The sequence below is a fragment of the Cupriavidus sp. HMR-1 genome (assembly GCF_000319775.1).
GTDB lineage: Bacteria > Pseudomonadota > Gammaproteobacteria > Burkholderiales > Burkholderiaceae > Cupriavidus > Cupriavidus metallidurans.
The window spans coordinates 1-6,384 of the sequence record NZ_ANKP01000008.1 but is presented as its reverse complement, the minus strand read 5'-3'; the positions used below and the strand labels follow the sequence as shown (position 1 = coordinate 6,384).

Annotated in this window: 6 protein-coding genes; 4 read left to right on the top strand and 2 right to left on the bottom strand. The window is 69.3% G+C overall.

Annotated features, from left to right (window positions below; all coding sequences use genetic code 11):
- Positions 1-1,282: 1,282 nt before the first annotated feature.
- From D769_RS32160 to D769_RS00160, 3 genes are read left to right on the top strand one after another with little or no spacing between them, the layout of a single operon-like run.
- On the top strand, positions 1,283-1,429 hold the full coding sequence (locus D769_RS32160; protein WP_193750020.1) for a hypothetical protein: 147 nt from the start codon (positions 1,283-1,285) through the stop codon (positions 1,427-1,429).
- Positions 1,430-1,431: 2 nt separating this feature from the next.
- Positions 1,432-2,970, top strand: a complete 1,539-nt coding sequence (locus D769_RS00165) for an HNH endonuclease (protein WP_008640789.1) — start codon at positions 1,432-1,434, stop codon at positions 2,968-2,970.
- Positions 2,967-3,698: a hypothetical protein gene (locus D769_RS00160; RefSeq protein WP_008640787.1), complete on the top strand. Its 732-nt coding sequence runs from the start codon at positions 2,967-2,969 to the stop codon at positions 3,696-3,698. Before D769_RS00165 ends, D769_RS00160 begins: the two co-directional genes overlap by 4 nt.
- A 161-nt stretch (positions 3,699-3,859) precedes the next feature.
- Here D769_RS00160 and D769_RS00155 read toward each other — a convergent pair whose 3' ends face one another.
- Complete coding sequence (locus tag D769_RS00155; protein WP_008640785.1) at positions 3,860-4,294, bottom strand: hypothetical protein; 435 nt, start codon at positions 4,292-4,294, stop codon at positions 3,860-3,862.
- 814 nt (positions 4,295-5,108) lie between these two features.
- Positions 5,109-5,363 (bottom strand): hypothetical protein, encoded by a 255-nt coding sequence (locus tag D769_RS00150; RefSeq protein ID WP_008640783.1) that lies wholly within the window; start codon positions 5,361-5,363, stop codon positions 5,109-5,111.
- Positions 5,364-5,807: 444 nt separating this feature from the next.
- On the opposite strand from D769_RS00150, the gene D769_RS00145 reads away from it, so the two are divergent.
- Positions 5,808-6,384, top strand: a 577-nt coding sequence (locus D769_RS00145; protein WP_008640782.1) for a lecithin retinol acyltransferase family protein, incomplete at its 3' end; no start/stop codon positions are given.

Genomic DNA, 6,384 nt, shown 5'->3' with positions numbered 1-6,384 from the left:
CTGGACGTGCCGGTGCGCGCGCAGCGTGCAGCGCGACCCTGCCTCACCGGGTCGTGGCGACGCGTCGCCGAGTCCAGGCGGACGTTCCGGTGTTGGGGTTGCTCGCGTCAGCGAGGTGGTCCGCCTCCGCCTGTCCGGGGTTCGGGTGCGTCGCTCCGCGTGTACGTACACCGGACGCTCGCGCCCCGAAGCGCCCCAGGGTCATGCCCCTGTGCCCGGTATGACGCTGGCATACGCACCAACGCAACGCGTGGACGGGTCGTGCGGTGCGACCTGGGGTTGGTCGAACCGCGCCCGCGCGCAGCGCACCCGGTCACGCCCCGTTGACCGGTATGACATGTGCATTGGCACGGGTAAGCCTGCCTCCCGGCCGCCGCGTGCCCCCCGCCTTCCGTCACCCTGTCCAGGCGTGCGCACGCACGACCGGGACGCGCCCTCGGTGCGGTACGACGGTGCAGGTTCCGTGGGTCGCCGTACCCCGGGGAGCCTCGCCGTCGCTCCGGGGTCGAACGCCTGCCCGGTGGTGGTGGTCGAGCGTGCGTGGTCGCGGAGCGGCACCGTCAGCGCGGACATGAGGCGTCAACCCGACCGGTATCCGAGCCCCGCCAGGGGCCGGGAACCGGGCGGAGTTGCGCCGTCCGCGCAGGTGCCGCGAAGCGAACGCACGTCCCCGCCCGCGCAGCGGTGCCGGTGATGCTGGACCAGGGACGGCGTGGGTCCTGTGCCGTCCCGCTGAGGCAGTCCCGGTCGTGCGTGCGCGGGGTGCCCTCCTTCCCTCCCTCGCGCTCAACCGATCGCGCCCAGCGCGTCGAGCAGCGCCCGCCTGGGCCATCCCCTCCACACCCGATCCCTCGTACGACGCCACGGGGCAACCGCACGTCCGACCCTTCCCCCGGATGGTGGACCTTCACCTGGCCCGAGCCGTCGTGCCCCTGTACCTGTACAGCACCGCCCAACCGATCCGGGGTTCACCTTCCCTCAACGGTCGGAACCTTCAGCCCGCGCGGCGAGCGCGAACGTACGACCGACAGCCCGGCCGGCGAGGCCGGAGCGAAGCTCCAGGTGCCGTCCGGCGAACCCCGTGGAGGGGTGCCAGGGCACGTCCGTAGGACTTGCGCAAATCCTCGGCGCTGCTAGGTTGGGGTCATGCCGACGCCGCAGGCGTTGAGCCTCGACAACGAACCGGAGGAGACCCATGCCGTCGAAAAACCCTGAACGCCGAGCCGCCGTGTACGCCGATTGGGCCAAACGTGCGAAAGCCACCCACAAGCGGCGTGGCCTCATGATCCCCCTGGACCTGGACGCGCTGCTGGTGACGTACGCGAAGCTGAACGGCATCAGCGTGCCGGACGCGATCGTGGAGGCGTGCGAGCGTGTCCACGGCTCGGCCCTGCGCCGCGCTGCCCCCGTTGAATCCAGCGAGGCCTGACCATGGCGAGCTTGTTCAAGCGTCCCGCCACCCTGACCGCGTTCGACCACGACGACGGGTTCGACGAGCAGTACGACGCCGAGGACGGCCTGGGCCTGGAGGTCGACGTTCCGACGGTCCAGGTCGTGCCCGGGTCGTTGCAAGACCTCCTGTTCTCCCAGCTTGTTGACGGCTTGCGCGCGTCGATGCGGCACACCGAGCCGTGGATGGTGCGGTACCTCGCGGACCAGCAGGACGGGGTGTGCGCCTATTGCGGTCTTACCCTCTCCGTCACCGGAAAGCGGATCGACGGTGCGCCGCGCGCCATGGCGGACCTGCTGGTGCCCCTGGCCCTGGGCGGGTCCGCGCTGGAGGAGAACCGAGTGCTCTGTTGCGCGGAATGCCAGAACGCCAAAGGCGGGATGGACTGGCTGGGGTTCGGTCGCGCGACCGCCCCGGCCAAACTGTTGGCCCGCCGTCGCGAAGCCCTGCTGGACGCGGCCAACCATGTACTGCCGCTTGCGGTGAAGGGGAAGGTCGCCGCGATGGACGTGCTGGAGCGGCGTTGGGCCTTTCCTCGGTTCCGCGTGCTGGCCCAGGTGTTCGGTGAGGTCGGGTATTTCGGCTGGGACCTGCGCGGTCTGCCGAACGAGCGGAGCGGTGAGGTCCGGGCCCGCCTGCGTTTTCAGTTCGGCGGGCGCGACATGTCGCAAGGTCGGTTCGCGCTGTTCGAGGTGCCCCTCGCCCGGTGGTTCGAGGCGGCCTGGTCGTTGGTGGAGGAAAACGCGGTGCTGGTCCGTCCGACCATGACCGATCGGGAACGGGCCGCCTTCCCTCCCTTCAGCCCTTTGCATCTCGACCCTGAGGACCGGGCCAGCCTGGCGGACGATGGGTGGGCGGAGCACTACGAGCGGTGGCACGTGCTGCTCACCGGCGACCGATGGGTTCAGGAGGCGCGACGCGTTGCCCGGTGGTCGGTGCAGGCCAGGCCTGGTCAGCGGGTGGCCCAGGCGAAGCAACGCCAGGTGCTGCGCGACAAGCCGCTGACCGATGCCCTCGCCCGCCTCGCCGTGAACCTGGACGATCTGCGGACCGGAAAGCGGACCCCGGCCTCCGTGCCTGCCGAGCGTACGGGGCTGGCCCCCGGTGCGGACCTGGCGGGTGCAGGCTCGTCGGTGCCCACGGGCTTGTCCGATGGTTCGACCGTCTTGGGTCCCCGCCCGTCGAATCCGGCCCGGGCCCAGCGTCACGACCGGATGGTGGCGCGGCACGCGGCGTTCCGGAAAGCCCTTCGTGCGGGGAAGCCCGTGCCCCCGCGCGAGGTGGAACCGGTGGCCCCGATCGAGGTAGAGCCGACGCGCGCTCCGCTCCCGCAGGACGTGCAGGACCGCCTGGTGGCGATGCGGGAGCGGTTGACCGCGCGGTTGAGCACGACCACCCCGACAACGAGCACCGCGGCCACGGGCCGGACGGGCGATGCGCGAGCGGGTGGTGCTCCCTGGGGTGCGGTCGGACCGGGTGTGCGTGGTGAGGGTGTTGCCGACCATGGAGGTGCTGCATGAGCACGACGAGCACGAAAGCGAAACGCCGTCCGATTCACCTGCTTGAACGGACCCTGGACCCGCACTTCTACATTTACCGCTGGCTGGACGATCTCGCCGGCCGCCGCCTGCCGCACAACGATGTGTTCGTGCCCGAGTGGGTCGAGGACGTGTCGTGGCTCCAGCCGTCGCCGGTTCCCGTGGGTGGGTCGAACCGGGGCGCGGGCGATGCGGAACCGGCGGAGCCGTTCCGGGTCGCGTTCTACTTCACCGTGCCCAGCGAGCGTTGGTCCGCCCTGTTGGTCCGGGGTTCCGCCGACGGGATGGAGGTGGTGGAAGCGATGGAGGCGGACATCGCTGAACATGCGGCCGACCCGGAGTACGACCGCCGCACCCTGGCCCGGGAGCGCCTGCAGGTCCGCACCATGCGTAAGCATGGCCTGGTGACGCACGAGGAGCTGCACGCCCAGCGGACCTGCCTACTCGATGGGACGTTCGCGCAGCGGTCCCAGCTCGGGAAGTATCGGGTGTTCCGGTCCAACCGCGTGGAGGTCGAGGCGTTCGCCGACATGCTGGCGTCGGAGGCGGACTGGCTCATCGTCCCGGTCCTGCCGGCGTTCTCCTGGAAGCGGGACGGGGTGGAGTTCCCCGTCGACGATCCGCGCTACGCAGCCCCCATGGTGCACGCGGTGACCCGGACGCCGTGCCCGTGGCAACCTGTTCAGCAGGAGCGGTGCATGTTCGTGTGATCAGGGCAGCAGGCCCATGTGAAAAGCGGCGCCTGCTGGCACCGCTTTACCTCCTCCCCTTCCTCCCTTCGATGTTGTCAGGGCCCCGCCTCCCCCGAGGCCCTGCTCCTCCTGTTGTTGTCGATCCAGGGTTGTGGCCCTGGGGTTGTGCGGTTCGCTGGTCAGGCGGCCAAGGCCATGGTCCGGTTGCGCGCCAGGGCGTCGTTCACCGCCTTGCTGTTCAGCTTCATCAGGCGGTCCAGCGTCGAGACGTTCTTGCTGTCGGTGTGCCGCAGGTTCAGCTTGTCGCTCGCGCTCAGGAGCATGACCAGGAACTTCTCGGACACCACCCCAACGGCCTTGTCCAGCACGGTGTCACCGTTCCGGTCGATGGTGTTCAGGAGCTTGGTCTTGCTGCCGCTGAGCATGATGATCGCCGCAGCGGCCTTCATCTTGTTCCGCGCCACCGCCACGTCGAGCCAGGTGTCCCCGTTCAGGTTGACGCCGGTCACGTCCAGCCCGTCCTTCGCGAGGCGGCGGATGTCGCGTGCGTCGTCCAGGATGACGGCGGCCATCATGCGGGCGTTCAGCTTGGTGGTGAGGGTCAGGGTGCTCATGGCGTTGCTCCTGCAGGTGGTGGGTCGGCGGTTTGTTCGCGTTCCCTATACTTCCAATATACAAAATGGCTCAGGCTGGTCAACCGTTTGAGACGCCCGTTTGCAAGTATTTTTTGACTTTCGGACGAACGGTCGACCCTCGGCGACGAGCGGTCGAACTGGGGTGCCATGGCACGGATTGCGATGGCGCAGGGCGTGGTCTGGTGGTGATGCTGGTGTGGTGAAGGTGATGCTGGCCCCTGCACGGATGGACCCTGTCCCATGAACACCTCCACCCGGTCGCATCCGCTCACTCCACCCTTCGGGCCCTGGCCACGGGCCGACGCATCGCCTGCTGTCCCAACGTCGACCTGCTCCATCCTTGGCACCGGCGATCCCACCACCCGTGAACGAGCCCCGCTGTGCCACCTGCGTGCGGCGTTGGGGTCAGTGGGCCTTGTGCCCAGAGGTGTTGGCGCGGGTGCGAAGTTGGTGTTGGAGTGCGGGGGCCTCCGGCCCCGGAGGGTTGTCATGGGACCGGATCGACCGAACCCGAGGGGGTGCCGGGCGCCAGCCCGGCGAGCAGCAGCGACCCGCTCCCGCCTGCAGCCCGGGCCGGCGAGGCCCGGGGTGTCGCGGTGGTGATGTGCGTCGTGCGCGGCGTTGGGGGAGATCAGCGCACTGGTGTCCGGGCCTATGCCTACCGCACAACCGCACAACACAACGCCCACCGTGGGGTGGGCGTTGCTCCTGGTGGGTCCGTGCATTGGCACGGGTCAACCGGTCGGGATCGGCGGTGCTGGAGCCCGCGGGGTGGTGCTCGCGCGTTCAGCGGTCACACCCCGTCGAGCGCAAAGCCGGTCCGCAGGGGCGGGTCGTCCCCGAACGAGCGGGCCAACGGCCCGGTCGAACCGTACTCCCAGTCCCGCCGCCATTCCCCGGTCACACCGTCCCACTCGTACGCCACCCGCTCCCCGGAAGCGTTGACCCCGTGCACGCGGTTCTTGCGTGCGATCACACTGGTCAGGCGGGCCACCTTCGGGTCGTCGTGGTTCGGTTCTTTCAACTGCAACGCCGCGCGCTTCCTCATCGTCCTTCTCCTCTCGTCGGTGCGGGCCTCGACGTGGACCCGCTGCAGGCCACCCTAGCGGGTCATGCGGGTTCGTCAAGCGGTAGGACAGAGCCCAGAGACCGGTGGCGTTCGCGAGCTGGGGTAGGTCCACGACACGAGGAAACCCACCCGGAGGGTGGGCGGGGAACCCCGCCTCCGGCCCCAGGGTGCGAAACGGAACTGGCCCAAGCCCGTTGGCGTCAGCACCGCCTTGACCTGGGGCCACGGGCCCAGGGGCGTTGGGGTTGTCGATGGACGCCGCGCTTTCCCCGGTGCCCCCTTCCCCTCGTCGCCCGGTCTGGCCTGCCGGGCCTGGTGGTGCCCACCGCACCGCGCGCCTGCAAGCTGATGTAAAGTTCAGCGACGATCTGCCGTAGAGCAGGGGTCCGACAACGTAGAAGACGAACAAGCGAGAAGACCAGCATGAGCGACGATCAAACGATTCGCGCCGGGGACCACCTATGGGTGCAGCGCCTGGCCTACGAGCACCACGGCTTGGCCTCCGGGCCCAACACGGTCATCCAGTATTCGGGAAAGGACGGACTGTGGGACACCGGTGTGATCGAGGAGGTGCCCCTCCACACGTTCGCCAAGGGCCGCAAGGTCCGGTTCGTCGATCATCCGGACCGCCTGCACAACCGAATGGCCAGCGTGCGGCGGGCCCGGGAGCGAATCGGCGAGGACGAGTACAACCTGGTGTTCAACAACTGCGAGCACTTCGTGATGTGGTGCATCGAAGACAAGCACACGAGCGAGCAGGTCAACCGCAAGGTCCGCAAAGCCGGCCACGCGGCCACCGCCGCCGTGATGTACCGCTGGTACCAGACCTGGGCGATGGAAGAGGCCATGGGCCCGACGGTCCGGGTGGCCGCCCAGATGATGAGCGCCGGGCGCACGGCGTCGACGGTGACCAGCGCGATGAACGCCGCGTCCGCTGCCCGTACCGCCGCCTCCCTGGCCCCCACGGTGAGCGCCGCCCTCACCTCGTCGGCCCCGAGAT